Raw genomic sequence first — 17,981 nt, 5'->3', positions numbered from 1 at the left:
CCTTTCAGGAGCACATTCGATGTTTGCACGCCTTTCCCTCGCCGCCCTCGCCATTGCCCTGGTCAGCGGCTGCAGCACCCCTTCGCCGGTTCTCGGCGGCAAGAACATCAGCTACGGCGACAGCAAGGCTGTCGAGCTGGTCACCAACGAGTTCGGCTCCACCGACCTGCAGATGATCGCCGAGAGCATGACCCGTTCGCTGGCCCAGTCCGGCGTGCTGCACGGCCGCCCGGTGGTGCAGGTGTACGACGTCAAGAACAAGACCAGCGAGTACATCGATACCCGCGAGATCACCACCTCGATCAAGACCCAGCTGATGAAGTCCGGCGCCGCCCGCTTCGCCAGCGACAACACCGACATGCAGAGCCAGGTCGACCAGCTCAAGCTGCAGAACCAGAGCGGCCTGTACAAGAAGAAGACCGTGGCCAAGACCGGCAACATGATCGCCGCCAAGTACCGCCTGGAAGGCTCCATCAGCTCGATCGTCAAGCGCAGCAGCGACTACAAGGACGTGTTCTACAAGTTCAGCCTGCAGCTGATCGACGTGGAAAGCGGCCTGGCCGAGTGGATGGACGAAAAAGAAATCCGCAAGACCACGGAGCGCTGATCGATGCGTGCATGGATGGCAATCATTGGCCTGGCCTGCGCCTTCGGCGCGCAGGCGGCCCCCAAGGTGGCGGTGACCGACCTGGCCTACCAGGCGCAGGTGGAGGAATACATCCACACCATCAACGCCCAGAGCAGCGGCCAGGCTGGCATGTACCACGCCAGCGGCCAGTCGAGCTACAGCGAGTACGAGAGCCTCAACAGCTACATCGAGCAGACCGAACTGCGCAAGTTCGGTGGTGATATCAAGGGTGAGATCCTCAAGACCGGCATGTTCCAACTGGTCCAGGGCCGCCCCTACACCGCCGACTCGAAGGAAGACGTGTACGACGTGATCCGCCGCATCAGGAACGGTGCGTTCAAGGGCGCCGACTACGTGCTGTTCGGCACCCTGTCGGACATCGACTTCCAGCAGGACATCAACTCGCTGGATCACACCGACAGCTACTCGGCGGTATTGGGCCTGACCGTGGTCGCCGACTTCAGCCTGATCAACACCCGCACCTACGAGATCACCTCGGCGTTCACCGCCATGGGTGAGGGGCAGGACACCAAGCTGGTGAAAAGCCAGGACCGCCGCGTGACGCTGAACCGTCCGCGGGTGGTGCGGGACGTGTCGAAGGCGCTGGGCGAGGATGTGGCGCAGCAGCTGGCCGAACAGTTGGGCGGCTCGGTGCCCGGGCAGGCGAAACAGCCGCGTGGGCGGGACAACCTGCCGCCGGATGAGCCGGCGCGGGTGCTGAACTAAGCCTCCTGAGCCAAACGCAATCCCTGTACTGCAGAGCTGCCCCAGGATCTCTGTACCAAATCAGAATTGCCGGGGCCGCTATGCGGCCCTTTCGCCGCGCTTCGTCGCCACGACAAGCCGGCTCCCACAGGGATCGGAGCAGCTTTTGTGGGAGCCGGCTTGCCGGCGATGAGGCCAGCACAGGCAACCATGGCAGCTACCCATTCAAAGCCAGATGGCATCCCAATGCGGATAATCGCCGATCCTCTCAACCAAGCCTGCCCGTTTGGGATTCATGACAATGTAGCGCGCAACAGCGCGCACATCTTCCTCACGCCGTAATGCCCGATCATGAAAGCCTTGCTGCCACAGGCGACCGGTGCGCCTCTGATATCCTTTGATCATCCGCGTACTGCGCGACTTGACCCTGCGCATCAGCGTTTTCAGATCCACGTCCCCAAGCTCCACAAGCCAGTGAAAATGATCTGGCATCACAACCCAGGCCAGCGAACGGGCGATGCCTTCTTGCTCCACAGTGCGCAACTGCGCAATCAGCAACCGAGCCGATCGCAGATCGACCAGATACGGCACGCGGTTCAAGGTCTTGCTGGTGAGCAGGTAAAGCCTGCCTGGTTCGGAGAACCTGCCACGCCTGAGTTGATCGGAATGAGGACTATCCATATGCCTGCTCCTGTTGATGACAGGTCAGGCTAGTTCCCTCAGCGGGCGAGGCGTAAATGGAGTGACACGTGATGTTTCTGTGTTGCCTCCATCGCCGGCAAGCCGGCTCCCACAGGGATCTGTGCAGCCTTTGTGGGAGCCGGCTTGTCGTGGCGGCGAACCGCGACGAAAGGGCCGCACAGCGGCCCCAGGGATTTCAGGGCCTGGCGCTATTCTTCCAGCCGCCGCCCAAGGCCAGGAACACGCCAATCTGCCCCATTGCCACCTGGCTGTTGGCCGCCGCCAGCTGCGCCCGTACATCGGTGTAGGTCCGCGTCGCCTGCAGGTCGGCCAGGAACGACTCACGTCCTACCTGATAGCGCAGATGGGTCTGGTCCGCCGACTCCTTGGCGGAGCGCTCCGCCTCGGCCAGCGCGTCGCGCCGATCCAGCAGCGCGCTGTACTGCGCCAGGCGGGTCTGGGTTTCGCGAATGGCGTTGAGTACCACCCCGTCGAAATGCGCCAACGCCGCCTGGGTCGAGGCCTCGGCCATGCGGATGCGCGCGCGGGTGCCGTTGGTGGGGATGTTCCAGCTGATCTGCGGGCCGAAGCCCCAGCGGTTGGTGGCCGGCTCGCCGAGGTTGTCGAGGATGCCGATGGTGCCCACCTGGGCGCCGATGCTGATATCCGGGTACAGCGCGCCGGTGGCCACACCGATGGTGGCGGTGGCTGCCGCCAGCTGGCGTTCGGCCTGGCGCACATCGGGGCGACGCTTGAGCAAGGCCGCGCCGTCACCGACCGGAACCAGTTGCGACAGCTGTGGCAGCTCGGCGCAATCGGCGGTGCCGGCAGGCAATTGCTCGACAGGCTTGGCCAGCAACGCGGCCAGCGTGTAGAGGCCTGCCTCGCGCTCGGCCTTGAAGCGCGGCAGCTCGGCGCGCAAGGACTTGAACTGGGTCTGCGACCGGGTGACCTGGCTCTCGTCGCCACGCCCGGCGTCGCGCAGACGCTGGGTCAGTTGCACGCCCTGCTGCTGCAGGTCCAGCGACTCGCGGGCGATGTGGTACTCCTCGTTGGCCGAGCACACCTGGGTGTACGCCTTGACCACATCGGCCACCAGGGTGATGCGCGCGGTGTCGGCGGCGGCCTGCACGGCATCGGCATTGGCCTTGGCGGCCTCGGTGCCGCGCTTGAAGGTGCCCCACAGGTCGAACTGGTAGCTGGCGCTGATGATCGCCTCGCCAATGTTGGCCACCGGTACTTTCTCCGGCAGCAGGAACGCTTCGCCGGACTCCTGCAGGCGCTGGGCACCCAGCTTGACGCCACCATTGAAGCCACCCTGCGATTCCGCCACCTCCACCTGGGCGCGGGCCTTGGCGATGTTGGCGGCAGCCACGCGCAGCTCGGTGTTGGCGCCGAGCGCCTCGCGCACCAGCTGGTTGAGCCGTTGATCCTTATACAGCTGCCACCAGTCCTCGGGCACCGGCGCCGAGACCACGCTGTCGGCGTCCTGGCGCAGCGGGCCGTTGAGGTCGCCGCGCTGCACGGCGGCCTCCTTGGGCAGCTGGTAGTCCGGTCCGACCATCATGCAAGCGCCGAGGGACAGGCACAGCCCCGCCAGGATCAATTGTTTCATGGGCGTTGGTCCTCGATGATCGACACCGTGGCGGTACGCCCAGCGATCATGCGAAAGTCCGCCGGCACTTCATCGAAGGTGATGCGTACCGGGATCCGCTGGGCCAGGCGCACCCAACTGAACGCCGGGTTGACGTTGGGCAGCAGGTTGGCGCCGCTGCTGCGGTCGCGGTCCTCGATACCGGCGGAGAGGCTCTGCACCCGGCCGCGCAGGCGGGTGGGGTCGCCCATCACACGGATATCCACGGCGTCGCCAATATGGATCCCGCCCAGCTTGGTTTCCTCGAAGTAGCCATCGACGTGGTACGAGGCGCTGTCGACCACCGACAACACCGGGCGCCCGGCGCTGACGAACTCGTGGGCGCGCGGGGCGCGGTCGTTGAGGTAGCCGTCCACCGGGCTACGCACCACCGAGCGATCGAGATTGAGCTGGGCCACATCCACCTGCACCTGGGCCTCACTCACCGCCGAGCGGGCGCGGGCCTCGCGGGACTGGCTCTCTTCAAGCTGCTCGGCCGCCACCAGGTTGCCCAGCTTGCGGTTGCGCTGGGCCTCGCGGGAGGCCTGGGCCAGGGTTTCCTGGCGCTCGGCCAGGGTTGCCTTGGCCTGGCGCAGGGCCAGGGTGAAACGGTCCTGGTCGATGGTGAACAGCACGTCACCGCGCTTGATGGTCTGGTTGTCGCGCACCTCGACCTGCTGGATCAGCCCGGAAACATCCGGGGCGATCTGGATCACGTCAGCGCGGATATGACCGTCGCGGGTCCAGGGGGCGAACATGTAGTACACCACCATCTGCCACACGAGCACGGCGGCGAAGGTCACTACCAGCAAGGTCAGGACCACGCGGCCCAGGGTCAGCAAAGGTTTTTTCATGGCAGCATCAGGCTTCGGCAAAAGTGGTCCACCGCGCCAAGCAGCACGGCATACAGGGCAACGTTGAACAGCGCCCGGTGCCAGACCAGGCGGTAGAAATGCAGGCGCACCAGCACCGCGTGCACCCCCAGGTACAACAGGTAGGTGCCAAACATCATCACCAGCAGTGTGGGCAGGAACACCCCGCTGATATCCAGTTCACCGATCACAGGGGTGCTCCGTCGAGGCCCGGGGGCAGTTGCGTTTGTTCGGCGGGCTCGAGCATCACCTCGACACCTGGCAGCAGCGCCAGGCGCAAACCGGCCAGGGCGTGCAGCAGGTGGGTGCGGGCATCGCCGCGCTCGTAAAGCTCATCGAGGTTCAGCGCCTGGCGCGCGCGCTCCATGTTGCGCAGCAGTGCCGCCGGGGCATGCAGGCGCTCGCCGGCGCGCAGGCAGGCGGCGTAGTGCGCGCCGACTTCCTCGATCACCGTCTGCAGGCGCTCGCGAGCCTGGGCGCCGGCGCGGGGCATGTAGGCCAGCAGGTCGAGCAGGTTCAGGCCCACGCGCAGGTCGCGCAGGGCCACGCCGCTGTCCTGGCCGGTCTGCGACAGGCGTGGCAGGTGCTGCATCAGGCGGTCGAGCATCTGCACCCCGACCTGGCGGTGCTCGGCCAGGGTGGCCGGCGCAGTCATCTCGACGATATCGCGCCAGGCAAAGCGGGTCATGCGCTTGGCCGCCAGCTCCACGCCGAACGGGCGTACCACCAGGGTCCAGATGAAGGCGAACAGCAGCCCCACGGGGCCTGCCAGGTTGGAATTGAGGAAGGTGAAGAAGTCGGCGTCGTAGGCGCCCTGGATGCTGATGAAGGTCGAGGTGTTGACGATGGTCAGCAAGGTACCGAGGTAGAAACGCGGCTGCACGGTCAGGGTGCCGACGCAGATGAACGGCACGGCGAAGGCCAGCACCAGCATGGCGAAGTCGTGCAGGTTGGGCAGCACCAGGAACAGATACAGGCTAGAGAAGATCACCGACATCAGGGTCCAGAAGAAGAACCGGTAGATCTGCGGCGCCGGGTCGTCCATGGCGGCGAAGAAACTGCACGACACGGCGGCGAGGATCACCGCGCTGGCGCCGTCGTTCCAGCCCAGGCCGATCCACAGGCCGCAGGCGACGACGATGGCGGTGACCGTGGAAAACACCGAGTAGAGCATCAGGCCGCGGTCGAAGAACGGTGTCAACCGGCCCAGGCGCCAGTGACGGTAGACCGCGCGCCAGGGCGTGGCGTCGTCCTTGCGCAGGGCGTGCTGCAGGCTGCAGCAGTCCTGCCAGAGGTCGGCCCATTCGATCAGGCGATAGAGGGCGTTGGACAGCAGCAGCTCAGAGCGCTGGTCGAGGGCGGCGGCGCCCGGCTGCAGGCGGTCGATCTGCTCGTGCAGGGCGGTCCAGCGTGCCACCGAGGCGCTGTCGGCGGTGCCTTCGAGCCATTCTCGGGCGCTGCCCAGCACTGGTTGCAGCAGCGCAAACTGCGCCGGGGCGCGACCTTCAAGGGCGATCAGGGCATCGTCGAGCGCGTCGATCACCGGCAGCAGATGGATCATCCGCCCGCGCAATTCGCGGGCGTTCTTCAAGGTATGCGGGCCGGCGCCTTCATGGCCGAGCTGGCCGATCATCAGCTCCAGCGAGTTGAAGGTGGCGACCATCGCGCCACGCATGCCGCCGACCTTGTCGGCGCCGGCTTCGCGGGCCAGGTAGGTGTCGCAGTAGCGGATCGCCTCGCCGAACCAGCTGCCGGTGGCGCCGACCACCACGGGCGCCAGCCGGCGCGGCCAGAACACCGCGCCAACCACCGCCGCACAGACGATCCCCAGGCAGATTTCCTGGGCCCGGGACGAGGCCACGTCGAACACTGCCAGCGGGTTGTCGACCACCGCCAGGGCGATCATCGGCAGGGTGTAGCCGGCCAGCATCAGCACGTAGTTGTTGGCCGTGCGCAAGTTCAGCGAGAGGAACAGCAACGTGCCGGTCCACAGGGCGATGGCGATGCTCAGCAGCAGCGGGGATTGCACCAGCGGCGGCACCAGCAGGATTGCCCCACCTGCGCCCAGCAGTGTGCCCAGGGCGCGGTACAGCGCCTTGGAGGTGGTCGGGCCGAGGAATGGGCTGGAGACGATATAGACCGTGGCCATGGCCCAGTAAGGGCGTGGCAGCTGCATCAGCAGGGCGATATACAGGGCAATCATCGACGCGGCGAAGGTGCGCACGCCGTAGAACCAGTCGCGGGCCGGCGGGACCGAGCTGAAGAAGCCATTCATGGCTGCAGGCCTGCCTGTTCGAAGGCATGGATGACCCGCAAGGTGGCCTCCAGGTCGGCCTGGTCGATGCCTCCAAGCACCTCACGACGCAGGCGTACCAGCTCGCCTTCGATGGACTCGGCCAGGGCACGGCCCTCGACGGTCAGGCTCAGCGCCTTGGCACGACGGTCCAGAGGGTCCTCGCTGCGGCATACCAGGCCAGCCTTGCACAGTTGGTCGAGCAGGCGCACCAGCGACGGGCTTTCCAACCCGGCCGCCTGGGCCACCGCCACCTGATGCACGCCATCGCCCAGGCGCACGATCATCAGCAAGGGGACGGCGCAGGCTTCGGAAATGCCATAGCCGGTCAGGGCGCCCTGACACAGGCGGCGCCAGTGCCGGGCAGCCACAACCATGCCGCTGCTGATCTTCAGGTGCAGTGCGTCGAGGGACATGTGAGAACCGAGGATATTCATAGTTTGCTAACTATCAATATACGCCCAGCCCTCCCCCTGTCGTCAACCGCAGGTGACGGAGGGAAAAGATGAAAGGTTGTTCATGATCCCTGCAGGCACGCTGCGCTCAAGGCTGGATCTGGTCTTCCAGCTTCATGGTCAGCGCCAGCGTGCTGCCCAGCTGGATCGCCTGGTCGCGCCAGCCGAGGTAGCGCGCCGCGTCGCGGCTGCTGAAATGCACCGCCAGCTCCTCGGCGGCCTGCATCACCCCGGTCGCCGCCGCCAGTTCCAGCCAGTACAGGCCGGCCTTGGTGTCAGCCTCCACATACACGCCATGCAGCAAGCGGTAGCCCACCTCGAAGCGGCAGCGCTTCTCGCCACGCTCGGCGCCGCGCAGGAACCATTGGTAGGCCTCGAGCGGATCGACCTGCCACACCTGGTCGCCCTCGCACACCTCCTCCTCGTACAGATCGCCCAGCGCCGCGGCGGCATGCACCATGCCCCGCTCGAAAGCATGGCGGTAGTATTCGGCCGCATTGACGTAGGAAACATCGACGCCCTTGCCGAAGTACTGCTGCTGCCCAAGGTTGAACCAGGCCGCAGCATTGCCCTGCAACGCCGCCATGCGCAACAGGTGCCCCGCCAGCACCGTGTCGCCGCGCCAGTATTTGCCATTGAGCCAGATCCAGCCCAGGTCATTGAGCGCCGCGACATTGCCCAGCAGGGCCTGGCGGCAGAGGTCGTGATAGACCGCCTGCAGGTCGACTGCCTCGTCCAGGCGGTCGATCAGGCCAAAGCGCTCGCCGCTCAGGGCCTGCTGGGCGGGCATGCCCACCCCGGCGAACAACCGGTGGCGCTGCCCGGGGCGGGCCGGCGCCGGAACGATCCGCTCGGGTAGAAGCCGGGCAAGCAGCGAATGGATATTGCTGGCGGCAGACATGTTCATCCTCATTGAACGACCCACAGCTCCAACCTCCACTGTGGTGAGGCGTGATTCTGCGCGATGCCACGACAAAACCTGTCGCGAACGAATTGATCCCAGGCAACCAATTGCATCTTCCTTGATCTGAGCAGGCTGTGGCCAATTGCCATGCCCTGCCCGTGCCGCCATCCTATGCCGGCAAGCCTAGACAAGGACGTTTCCTTTTGCCGTTCGCCACCACCCGCGCCACCCTCAGCCGCCAATGGGCATTGCTGCGCCAGCTACCCAGCCGCTCTCCCGGGATCACCAGTGCCGAACTGGTGTGGCGCCTGCGTGACGTGGGCTTCAATGTCAGCAAGCGCACGGTCGAGCGCGACCTCAACGAGCTGTCGCTGATCTTTCCGCTGGAGCGCAATGACAAGAGCATCCCGTTCGGCTGGCACTGGTCAGCCAACGCCGGCGGCGAGTTGCGTGGGAACTTCGACCTGCAGGGGTATTTGCGCGGCGATACGTTGCAGCCTGGCCAAGGGGAAGGCATCGAACTGCAGGCGTGGATCAGCGACTTGCTGGCTCGCCGTCTGCGCGAGACGCCACTGACTGCGGACATGCAGTTGACCGCGCTGGATCAGGGGCACCGATTACGGGCAACCGTGGCGGATGGCTGGCCCTTGCGCTGGTGGTTGCTGAGCCAGGGGGATGGGCTGGTGGTGGAAGCGCCGCAGGCATTGCGCGAGGAGATTGCGCGGACATTGGCCAGCGCAGCGGCTAAGTATCGGGACTAGACCCCGATTTCGCCGCTGGCTGATCTGGCCTCTCGCCGGCAAGCCGGCTCCCACACCGACCGTGCGGCCCTCAAGTCTTGCGCCATACCTGTGGGAGCCGGCTTGCCGGCGAGAGGCCGGTACAGGCAACACACTAGCGCTGCATCCCCCAGCGCCGAACGGTCAGCCGTTCGAGGGTGTTGAACACCAGCCCCTCCACCAACAGGCCGATCAGGATCACCACCGCCAGCCCGGCGAACACCTTGTCGGTGTACAACTCGTTGCGGTTCTGGAAGATGTACCAGCCAAGCCCGCCTTTGCCACTGCTGGCGCCAAACACAAGCTCGGCGGCGATCAGCGTGCGCCAGGCGAAAGCCCAGCCAATCTTCAGCCCCGACAGGATCGACGGCAGCGCCGCTGGCACCAGAATGTGCAACACCAGACGCAGGCCGCGCAGCCCGTAGTTGCGCCCGGCCATGCGCAGGGTCTCGGACACACCGAGAAAGCCTGCGTAGGTGTTCAGCGCCAGCGCCCATAGCACCGAGTGCACCAGCACGAAGATCAGGCTGTTGTCGCCCAGGCCGAACCAGAGCAAGGCCAGCGGCAGCAGGGCTATGGCCGGCAGCGGGTTGAACATCGAGGTCAGCGTGCCCAGCAGGTCGCGCCCCAGCTGCGTCGAGACGGCCAGGCTGGTCAGGCCGAATGCCAGGACGATGCCCAGCACATAGCCCTTGAGCAGCACCACCAGCGAAACGCCGACCTTGGCTGGCAGCTCGCCGCTGAGCAGCCCGTCCCACAATGCGCTGGAGGTCTGCAGGAAGCCCGGCAGCAGCAGGTCGTTGCCGGTGTAGCGAGCCACCGCCTCCCAGGCCGCCGCGAGCAGTATCAGGATCACAGCCTTGCGCAGCCAACCCTGTTGCCACAACCGTTGCACCAGCGGCAGCGCGCGTTCCAGCGGCACTCCGGGCAGGGGTTGCAACAGCACTTCGTATTCCTGGCGTACAGGTGTCGTGGTCATGTAATGGCTCCTGTTCAGTAGGCAATACGGATATCGTTGAAACCCAGATCACCCGCGTTTTGCGGGGCGTCGGTCTCGTCGAACAGCAACCGGTGGATGCGTCGGGCACTGGCCTGGAAGTCGCTGGCGCCGAGGCTGCCGAGGTCGTACTGATGGCTGTGCACCTCGGCCCGCACGCGCCCGGGATGCGGCGACAACAGGAGGATGCGGTTGCCCACCACCAGCGCCTCTTCGATGGAATGAGTGACGAACAACAGGGTGAAACGCACCTCTTCCCACAGCAGCAGCAGCTCCTCCTGCATCTTGCGCCGGGTGAGCGCATCGAGCGCGGCGAACGGCTCGTCCATCAACAGGATCTTCGGTTGCGTGGCCAGTGCCCGGGCGATCGCCACGCGGGCTTTCATGCCGCCGGACAAGGTATGGGGGTATGCGTCGGCGAAGGCGGCCAGGCCGACCTTCTCCAGGTAATGCAGCGCCCGCTCTTCGGCCTCGGCGCGCTTGAGCTGGCCGGACACCAGCAACGGGAACATCACGTTCTGCTTCACCGTTTTCCAGGGCGGCAGCTGGTCGAATTCCTGGAACACCACGATGCGGTCGGGCCCAGGGCCGCGTACCGGCTGGCCCTGCAGCAGGATCCGCCCTTCCCGGGGTTCGATGAAGCCAGCCACGGCTTTGAGCAAGGTGGACTTGCCGCAGCCGGACGGGCCGAGCAGGACGAAACGGTCGGCGCGGTCGACTTCGAAGCTGACTTGATGGGTGGCCCGCACCACGCGTTGGGCAGTGCGGTATTCGAGGCTCAGGTTGTCCACCGCCAGCAGCGGTGGCGTGGCGACACGGCTCAGGGTGCTGGCCGCGTGGCCTGGCAATGGGGCGGTCATTGGCGGTCAGCTCCCTTGCAGCGGGCGTTCATCCTGGAAGAAATAGTCCTTCCACGATTCGGGTTTGTGCTTGATCGCGCCGACCCGGTAGAGGAACTCGGCCAGCTTGTAGGTGTTCTTCGGAGTGACGGTGAATTCGTACTGCGGATTGTCGATCAGCTTGATCAGCGCGTCGCGGTCGATCTTGGCCTTGGTCACGCGGATGTAGGTATCGGCCGCGGCGGCCTTGTCTTTCTGGGCGAAGTCGGCGGCTTCGGCAAGGGCATCAACGAAGGCCTTGTAGGTCTTGGGATTGTCCTTGCGGAATTTCTCGGTGGCGAACAGCAGGGTCGGTGAGTTGGGCCCGAGCAGGTCGTAGCTGTTGAGCACCACGTGCACGTTCTTGTTGGCCAGTACCTGGTCCTGGAACGGCGGGTTGGAGAAGTGCCCGTTAAGCTCGGTGCCGCCGGCCAGCAAGGCCGCAGTGGCATCCGGGTGCGGCACGGCCAGGGTGTACTTGTCCAGGCGGTTGTATTCCTTGTCGCCCCACTGCCGTGCGGCGGCATACTGCAGGAAGCGCGACTGCACCGAAACCCCCACCGCTGGGACGGCGATACGATCTTTCTCGGAAATATCGGCGATGGTCTTCACATTGGGATTGCTGCTGACCAGGTAGTAGGGGAAGTTGCCCAGTGAGGCAACGGCCTTGACGTTCTGGCGGCCCTTGGTGCGATCCCACACGGTGAGCAGCGGCCCGACGCCGGCGCCGGCGATGTCCACCGAGCCGGACAGCAACGCGTCGTTGATCGCCGCGCCACCGGAGAGCTGGGCCCAGTCGACCTTGATGTCGAGACCCTGCTCCTTGCCGTGCTTCTCGATCAGTTGCTGGTCACGGACCACGTTGAGCAGCAGGTAGACGATGCCGAACTGCTCGGCGATGCGGATCTGCCCTTCGGCGTGAGCCACGGTGGGCGCCGCCAGACTGCCTAGACCCAAGCTGGCGCCCAGGCCGATACTTGCCGCCAAGCGGCTGATGGATTTGCGCATGGTGTACTTCCTCAGTCGTCAGAACGGGGCATCGCCCTGGATGGTGGTGCGGTACAGCTTGCGGCGCAGGTGCGCGGGGCAACCGGTGGCCAGGTGGATCAGCGAGCGGTTGTCCCAGAACACCAAGTCATGGGGCTGCCATTGATGGCGGTAGAGGTTCTGCTCCAGCACGCTCAGGGCGTACAGCTGTTGCAGCACGTCGCGGCTTTCGTCATCCGGCAGGCCGACGATACGGGTGGTGAAGCCTTCGCTGACGAACAGCGCCTTGCGGCCGTTCTCCGGATGAGTACGCACCACCGGGTGGATGACCTCCTGGACCTGGGCCAGTTGCTCGGCGGTCAGCGTCGGGCGCCAGTTGCCTTCGAACTTGGTCTCGGCGTAGCGGGCGGTATAGGAATGGGCGGCACTGCGGCCCTCGACGACCCGGCGCAGGGCGTCGGGCACCGCGTCCCAGGCCTTGTGCATGTCGGCGAACAAGGTGTCGCCGCCCTCGCTGGGCAGCTCCTGGGCGTGCAGCATCGAGCCCAGGCTCGGCAGTTCCTTGTACGACAGGTCCGAGTGCCAGAACTTGCCGGCGTCGCCCAGTCCGACGTTGCGACCGTTCTCGACGATGTTGGACACGATCAGGATCTCGGGATGGCCGGTGAGCAGGAACTGCTTGAGCACATGGATCTGCAGTTCGCCGAACCGGCGGCTGAAGGCGATCTGTTGTTCAGGGGTGATGCGCTGGTCGCGAAACACCAGGACATGGTGGTCCAGGTGGGCGCGGTGAATGCGGATGAAATCCTCGGCATTGACCGGACGGCTCAGGTCGAGGCCGATGATCTCGGCGCCAACGGCGCCGGGGAACGAGCGGATGTCGAAGGTTTGCGGTTGGGCGCTGTCGATGGTCGACAAGGCGTTCGAGGCGGCTGGCATTGTTCACTCCCACGCAGTGCGCGACTCCAGGGCGCGCAACGATCGGAAACGCACGGGGATTGCCCGTGTGGGTTCGAGTCGTGCGGCGCGCCGATTGGTCAGCGGGTACGCAGTGGGGTGACTATAAAGTCATAAGAACCGCAATTTAAATACCTTTATTGCATATACATATGAATATGCTAAGCCCTGCTCCGGCCTACAAAGCGAGGGCGTGGGAGAGGGCTTGCCCCGCTCCCACAGGATTTCCGCCCCCGCGCGCGATCAACGCTCGCGCAAGGCTTCGGAGCGCGCCTTGATGATCGGCTTGAGCAGGTAGCTCATGATGGTCTTCTTGCCGGTCATGATATCCACCGTGGCCACCATCCCCGGGATGATCAGCAGCGGCTTCTCGTCGGTGCCCAGGTGACTCTTCTCGGTACGCAGCTTGATCAGGTAATAGGTGGTCTTCTTGTCTTCGTCGGTGATGGTGTCGGCACCGATCTGCTCGAGCTTGGCCTTCATCCCGCCATAGATGGTGTAGTCATAGGCGGTGAACTTGACCGTGGCTTCCTGGCCCGGGTGCAGGAAGGCGATGTCCTTGGGCAGGATCTTCGCCTCGACCACCAGGGTGTCGTCCAGCGGCACGATCTCGATGATGTCGCTGCCCGGCTGGATCACGCCGCCGATGGTGTTGACCAGCAGCTGCTTGACGATACCGCGCACCGGCGAGATGACCATGGTGCGGTGCACGCGGTCGTCCAGCGCCTTGCTGGTGGCGGTGGCCTTGTTCAGCTCGGTACGGGCCTCGTTGAGCTGGGTCAGCGCCTCGCTGCGGAACTTGCCGCGGGTCTCCTCGATCTTGCTCTCGACCTCCTTGATCGCCGCCTCGGCCCGCGGGATGGCCAAGGTGGTGGAGTCCATCTGGCCCCGGTTCTCGACTTCGGCGCGGCGCAGGCGCAGCACCTCGACCTGGGAAATAGCACCCTGAGCCACCAGTGGCTCGGACATCGAGATTTCCTGGCGCAACAGCTGCAGGCTGTTGGCGTACTGGGCGCGCTTGGAGTTGAACTCGCGCAGCTCCTGCTGCTTCTGCACCAACTGCTGCTGCAGGCCGCCGATCTCATCCTGCAACTGCTGGCGACGGCTCTGGTACAGCGATTGCTCGTTGGCGGCCTGGCTCGGCGCGGCCTTGCGCAGCTCTTCGTCGATCTGCAGCGGCTTGTCCTCGACCTCGGCCGTGAGGCGCTGCACGCGCAAGGCCATGGCCAGACGCGAAGCCTCGGTCTCGTCGACATTGGAGGCAAAGCGGGTCTCGTCCAGACGCAGCAGCGGCTGGCCGACTTCGACGATCTCCCCCTCCTTGGCGAAGATCTCGGCAACGATGCCGCCTTCGAGGTTCTGGATCTTCTGCACCTTGGACGACGGGATGGCCTTGCCCTCCCCGCGCGTCACCTCGTCGATGGGCGCGACGCTGGCCCAGACGATGAGAAACAGGAAGAACGCGATCACCCCCCAGATGGTCAGGCGCACCACTCGCGGCGCGTCCTCGATCAGCGCCTTGTTGACCTCGGGCAGCGGCTGCCCGGCCAGCGACTCGGAGCCCTTGAAGTAGCGGCGCAGGTTGTCCTTGAAACGCCCCATATCCAGCTTATGCAACACTGATCTGCCCCTTCTTCAGCGCATCCATGACGGCGGCTTTCGGGCCATCCGCGACAATCTGTCCACGATCGATGACGATCAACCGGTCCACCAGCGACAGCAGCGACGCCCGGTGGGTGACCAGCAGCACGGTCTTGTTCTCGATGACCGCGGCCAGGCGCTGTTTGAGGCGCTCCTCACCGGTGTTGTCCATGGCGCTGGTGGGTTCGTCGAGCAGCAGGATCTGCGGGTTGAGCAGCAGCGCCCGCCCCAGGGCGACGTTCTGGCGCTGGCCACCGGAGAGGTTCTGCCCGCGTTCGCCGACCTGCAACTCGTAGCCGTCGGGGTGCAGGCGGGCGAATTCGTGCACGCCGGCCAACTCAGCGGCCTGCAAAATCAGCTCGTCCTCGATGTAGCGGGCGCCACTGACCAGGTTGTCGCGCAGGGTGCCGGCCAACAGCTGGATATCCTGGGGCACATAGCCGATGTTGTGCCGCAGTTCGCTGACGTCGATCTGGCGGATGTCCACACCATCGACCAACAGCGAGCCGTTGTCCGGCTCGTACAGGCCGACGATCAGCTTGGCCAGCGAGCTCTTGCCCGAGCCGCTGCGGCCGATGATGCCGATCTTCTCGCCTGGGCGGATGTTCAGGTTGATGCCCTTGAGCGCCTGGTTCTGCTGGTTCGGGTAGGTGAACTCGACGCCGCGGAACTCGATGGCGCCCTGCAGCACCTGGCGGCTCAGCGGGCGCTCCTCGAAGTTGCGCTCCTGGGGCAGTTCCATCATCTGGTCGGTGGCGACCATGGTCACCTTGGCTTGCTGGTAGCGGGCCAGCAGGCCGTTCAGCGAGCCCAGCGGGCCAAGGGCGCGACCGCTGAGCATGTAGCAGGCCACCAGGCCGCCCATGCTGAGGTTGCCGTCGATGATCAGGTACACGCCCACACAGATCATCGCTACGCCGGCCAACTGCTGGATCAGCAGGGTGATGTTCATGGCCAGGCCTGACAGCACCTTGACCCGCAGCTCGAGGCGGCTGAGGGTGCCGAGGGTCTGCTCCCACATGTACTGGCGCTCGCTCTCGGCGTTGTTGACCTTGATCCCGTCCAAGCCGGCCAGGGTCTCGATCAGGCTCGACTGGCGCTCGGAGGCCAGGGCCATGGTGCGTTCCATGGTCGCCATCAGCGGCTTCTGCAACGCGTAGCCGATACCCAGGGCCAAGGGGAAGGCAAGGACCGGGATCCACACCAGGTGCCCGCCGATGATGGCGATGACCATCAGGATCAGCAGGGTGAACGGCAGGTCGATCAGGCTGGTCAGCGTCAGCGAGGCGAGGAAGTCGCGCAGGCCCTGGAACTCATGGATGTTCTGGGCAAAGCTGCCGACCCGCGCCGGGCGGTACTTCATGGCCATGCCGACGATGCGCTCGAACAGCGTCGCCGAGATGATCAGGTCGGTCTTCTTGCCGGCCAGGTCCAGACAGAGACTGCGCAGCCCCTTTAGAATCAGGTCGAAGACATAGGCCCCGGCGATACCCACCGCCAGCACCCATAGCGTCGAGGTGGCCTGGTTGGGCACGACGCGGTCGTACACGTTCATCACGAACAGCGGCGCGGCCAGGGCGATCAGGTTGATCACCAGGCTGGCGGCGATGGCATCGATGTACAGCCATTTGCTGCGCAGCAGCGTGTCGCGGAACCAGGAGCGCGCGCGTGGGATCAGGTTGCCGTGGTTGACGTCGAACTTGTGCTGGGGCTGGGCGAAGAACACCTTGCCGCTGTAGTCGCCCTGCAACGCCTCACGGGTGACATGCACTTCGCCGCCGTCGCTCTCGCTGAGCAGCAGCCGCGCGGTGTCCTCGTTTTCCCAACCCAGCAGCACCGCGCAGCGGCCTTCCTTGAGCAGCAGCATCGCCGGCATGGCGATGCTGGGTATCTGCTCCAGCTTGCGCTGCAACAGGCGCCCCTGCAGCCCGGCCCGGGCGGCCGCACGCGGCAGCAGCTCGGCGGTCAGGCGTTGCGAGGGCAAGGGCAGCCCGGTGGTCAGCATGGCCCGGCTGGCGGGCTTCTGATGCAGGACACACAGGGTCAGCAGACTGTCCAGCAGCGGGTCGTCATGCTGACTGCGTGGATCGTGGCTGAGTTGGACTCGACTGACTTCGGATTCCACGCGGCGCTCTCTTCATCCTTGCGGGGGTGGGTTCAAGGCGCCTTTCAGTTCATGCCTGGCAGGTTCACCTTGGGTTTCAGGTCGTTCTGCACAACGGTGGCCATCGGGGCTACGACACCCTGGCTCTTGAGCAGCTGGCCAATGGTCGCCTTGATTCGGTACTGAGTAAACATTTGTATGTTCTTCACCTCTACCAGACGACGCTGGGCGGTGAAGGTTTCATTCTCGCTGTCGAGCAAGTCGAGCAGGGTTCGCTCGCCCAGGCCGAACTGCTGTTGGTAGGCGCTGCGCACCCGGTTGCTGTGATCGACGTACTGCTGGGCGATCGGCACCTGGGCGTTGGCGTTTTCCAGAGCATTCCATGCCAAGCCTAACTCCTCATTGAGCTGGCGCAAGGCGTTGTTGCGAATGTCCAGGGCCTGGTTGGCCAGATACGACTTCGATTCCAGGTCCGCCTTGTTGCTGCCGCCGGCGTACAGGTTGAAGTTCATGCGCAGCATGGCCTGCCACTCGTTGCTGTGGCCCACCGCGCCGTCGAGGTTGTTGTCGGCCGTTCGTCCGAGTTCGGCATCGAAACGCGGATAGAAAGTAGACTTTGCCGCTTCGTATTGCTTCTCGGCAGCCGCGATGTCCGACTCGGCCGAACGCAGGATCGGGCTCTCTTCGACCAGTTGGTGACGCGCCTCTTCGAGGGTGGCCGGCAGCAGGTCGACAAATGGCGCGGGCGTGCTTAACTCGTCGGGCATTTGCCCGACGACGCTCAGGTAGTTGGTGTTGGCATCGGCCAGGTTGGTCTGCTCGGTGATCAGGTTGTTGCGGGCCTGGGCCTGGCGCGCTTCAGCCTGGTCGAGGTCGGCCATGCGGCCTACGCCACGGCTGGTGCGCAACTTGATCTGGTCGAGGATGCGCTCATGGTTGCGCAGGTTTTCTTCGGCCAGGCGCACCATCTCACGGCGCGACAGGACGTCCAGGTAGACCTGGGCGACGGTCAGCGCGGTACGCTCGGAGGTGCCCAGCAATGAATAGGCGCGAGCGTTGACGGTGGCTTGTTGACGCCCGACCTCGCTGGAGGTGGCAAAACCGTCAAAGACCATCTGCCGCAGGCGGATCGCCGATTCGCCACGGTTGAGCGTCTCCCAGCGGTTGCGGGTGCTTGGGCTGTCGGTGCCCTCGCGGCCATAACCGGCCGTCACATCGACCCGCGGCAAATAGCCGCCCTGGGCTGCACGCAGTTGGTAATCCGCAGCCGTACGGGCGTTCACGCCGGCCTGGATTTCCGGGTGTACCTCGAGGGCCTTCTGCATGGCTTCAGGCAAGGTTTGTGCTTGAGCGAAAGAGGCGGCGAGAGCGAAAGGAAGAGCGGTGAACAGTGACGCACGCATTTTTACTGGGTTCCCGAAATGAGCTGTTGTCCTACATCACAACTGAAGCTCCTTCTACCTTGGA

The 17,981-nt window shown here is 65.0% G+C and carries 17 protein-coding genes; 3 read left to right on the top strand and 14 right to left on the bottom strand.

Annotation, left to right across the window (positions count from 1 at the left end; translation table 11 throughout):
• The first annotated feature begins 19 nt into the window (after positions 1-19).
• On the top strand, positions 20-607 hold the full coding sequence (gene lpoB, locus ACZ9C1_RS19620; RefSeq protein WP_023632455.1) for a penicillin-binding protein activator LpoB: 588 nt from the start codon (positions 20-22) through the stop codon (positions 605-607).
• Between the two features lie 3 nt (positions 608-610).
• Positions 611-1,354, top strand: a complete 744-nt coding sequence (locus tag ACZ9C1_RS19615) for a penicillin-binding protein activator LpoB (protein ID WP_457378800.1) — start codon at positions 611-613, stop codon at positions 1,352-1,354.
• Between the two features lie 204 nt (positions 1,355-1,558).
• Here the strand turns inward: ACZ9C1_RS19615 and ACZ9C1_RS19610 are convergent, their stop codons facing one another.
• The 7 genes from ACZ9C1_RS19610 to ACZ9C1_RS19580 form a co-directional block, all read right to left on the bottom strand.
• Positions 1,559-2,014, bottom strand: coding sequence for an REP-associated tyrosine transposase (locus ACZ9C1_RS19610; RefSeq protein ID WP_277502458.1), 456 nt, complete (start codon positions 2,012-2,014; stop codon positions 1,559-1,561).
• A 196-nt stretch (positions 2,015-2,210) separates the two neighbouring features.
• Positions 2,211-3,629: an efflux transporter outer membrane subunit gene (locus tag ACZ9C1_RS19605; RefSeq protein WP_476254298.1), complete on the bottom strand. Its 1,419-nt coding sequence runs from the start codon at positions 3,627-3,629 to the stop codon at positions 2,211-2,213.
• Positions 3,626-4,501 (bottom strand): efflux RND transporter periplasmic adaptor subunit, encoded by an 876-nt coding sequence (locus ACZ9C1_RS19600; RefSeq protein ID WP_102684980.1) that lies wholly within the window; start codon positions 4,499-4,501, stop codon positions 3,626-3,628. The genes ACZ9C1_RS19605 and ACZ9C1_RS19600 overlap by 4 nt, the downstream gene beginning before the upstream one ends.
• Positions 4,498-4,710 carry a DUF1656 domain-containing protein gene (locus ACZ9C1_RS19595; protein ID WP_011531590.1) on the bottom strand — a complete coding sequence of 71 codons (213 nt, stop codon included), beginning with the start codon at positions 4,708-4,710 and terminating at the stop codon, positions 4,498-4,500. Before ACZ9C1_RS19595 ends, ACZ9C1_RS19600 begins: the two co-directional genes overlap by 4 nt.
• Entirely contained in the window at positions 4,707-6,794 is a 2,088-nt protein-coding gene (locus tag ACZ9C1_RS19590; protein ID WP_476254297.1) for an FUSC family protein, read from the bottom strand. The genes ACZ9C1_RS19595 and ACZ9C1_RS19590 overlap by 4 nt, the downstream gene beginning before the upstream one ends.
• Positions 6,791-7,228, bottom strand: coding sequence for a MarR family winged helix-turn-helix transcriptional regulator (locus ACZ9C1_RS19585; protein ID WP_023630816.1), 438 nt, complete (start codon positions 7,226-7,228; stop codon positions 6,791-6,793). Before ACZ9C1_RS19585 ends, ACZ9C1_RS19590 begins: the two co-directional genes overlap by 4 nt.
• Positions 7,229-7,355: 127 nt before the next feature.
• Positions 7,356-8,168, bottom strand: a complete 813-nt coding sequence (locus ACZ9C1_RS19580) for a tetratricopeptide repeat protein (protein ID WP_102684982.1) — start codon at positions 8,166-8,168, stop codon at positions 7,356-7,358.
• Between the two features lie 206 nt (positions 8,169-8,374).
• Between ACZ9C1_RS19580 and ACZ9C1_RS19575 the strand changes: the two genes are divergently transcribed.
• Positions 8,375-8,932 (top strand): WYL domain-containing protein, encoded by a 558-nt coding sequence (locus ACZ9C1_RS19575; protein WP_139667803.1) that lies wholly within the window; start codon positions 8,375-8,377, stop codon positions 8,930-8,932.
• Positions 8,933-9,065: 133 nt separating this feature from the next.
• Here ACZ9C1_RS19575 and ACZ9C1_RS19570 read toward each other — a convergent pair whose 3' ends face one another.
• From ACZ9C1_RS19570 to ACZ9C1_RS19540, 7 genes are all read right to left on the bottom strand, one after another.
• A complete protein-coding gene (locus tag ACZ9C1_RS19570; RefSeq protein ID WP_277502456.1) occupies positions 9,066-9,929 on the bottom strand; it encodes an ABC transporter permease in 864 nt (287 codons plus the stop codon).
• A 14-nt stretch (positions 9,930-9,943) separates the two neighbouring features.
• A complete protein-coding gene (locus ACZ9C1_RS19565; protein ID WP_198755776.1) occupies positions 9,944-10,807 on the bottom strand; it encodes an ABC transporter ATP-binding protein in 864 nt (287 codons plus the stop codon).
• Between the two features lie 6 nt (positions 10,808-10,813).
• Positions 10,814-11,833, bottom strand: coding sequence for an ABC transporter substrate-binding protein (locus tag ACZ9C1_RS19560; RefSeq protein ID WP_277502455.1), 1,020 nt, complete (start codon positions 11,831-11,833; stop codon positions 10,814-10,816).
• Positions 11,834-11,851: 18 nt separating this feature from the next.
• Positions 11,852-12,751, bottom strand: a complete 900-nt coding sequence (locus tag ACZ9C1_RS19555) for a TauD/TfdA dioxygenase family protein (protein ID WP_476254296.1) — start codon at positions 12,749-12,751, stop codon at positions 11,852-11,854.
• 261 nt (positions 12,752-13,012) lie between these two features.
• Positions 13,013-14,371 carry an HlyD family type I secretion periplasmic adaptor subunit gene (locus ACZ9C1_RS19550; protein ID WP_173862469.1) on the bottom strand — a complete coding sequence of 453 codons (1,359 nt, stop codon included), beginning with the start codon at positions 14,369-14,371 and terminating at the stop codon, positions 13,013-13,015.
• A 7-nt stretch (positions 14,372-14,378) separates the two neighbouring features.
• Entirely contained in the window at positions 14,379-16,535 is a 2,157-nt protein-coding gene (locus ACZ9C1_RS19545; protein WP_198755779.1) for a type I secretion system permease/ATPase, read from the bottom strand.
• A 44-nt stretch (positions 16,536-16,579) separates the two neighbouring features.
• Complete coding sequence (locus ACZ9C1_RS19540; RefSeq protein WP_476254295.1) at positions 16,580-17,917, bottom strand: TolC family outer membrane protein; 1,338 nt, start codon at positions 17,915-17,917, stop codon at positions 16,580-16,582.
• Positions 17,918-17,981: the final 64 nt, after the last annotated feature.

The organism is Pseudomonas sp. TE21435 (assembly GCF_056279265.1).
This window is presented reverse-complemented; position numbering and strand designations above follow the sequence as displayed.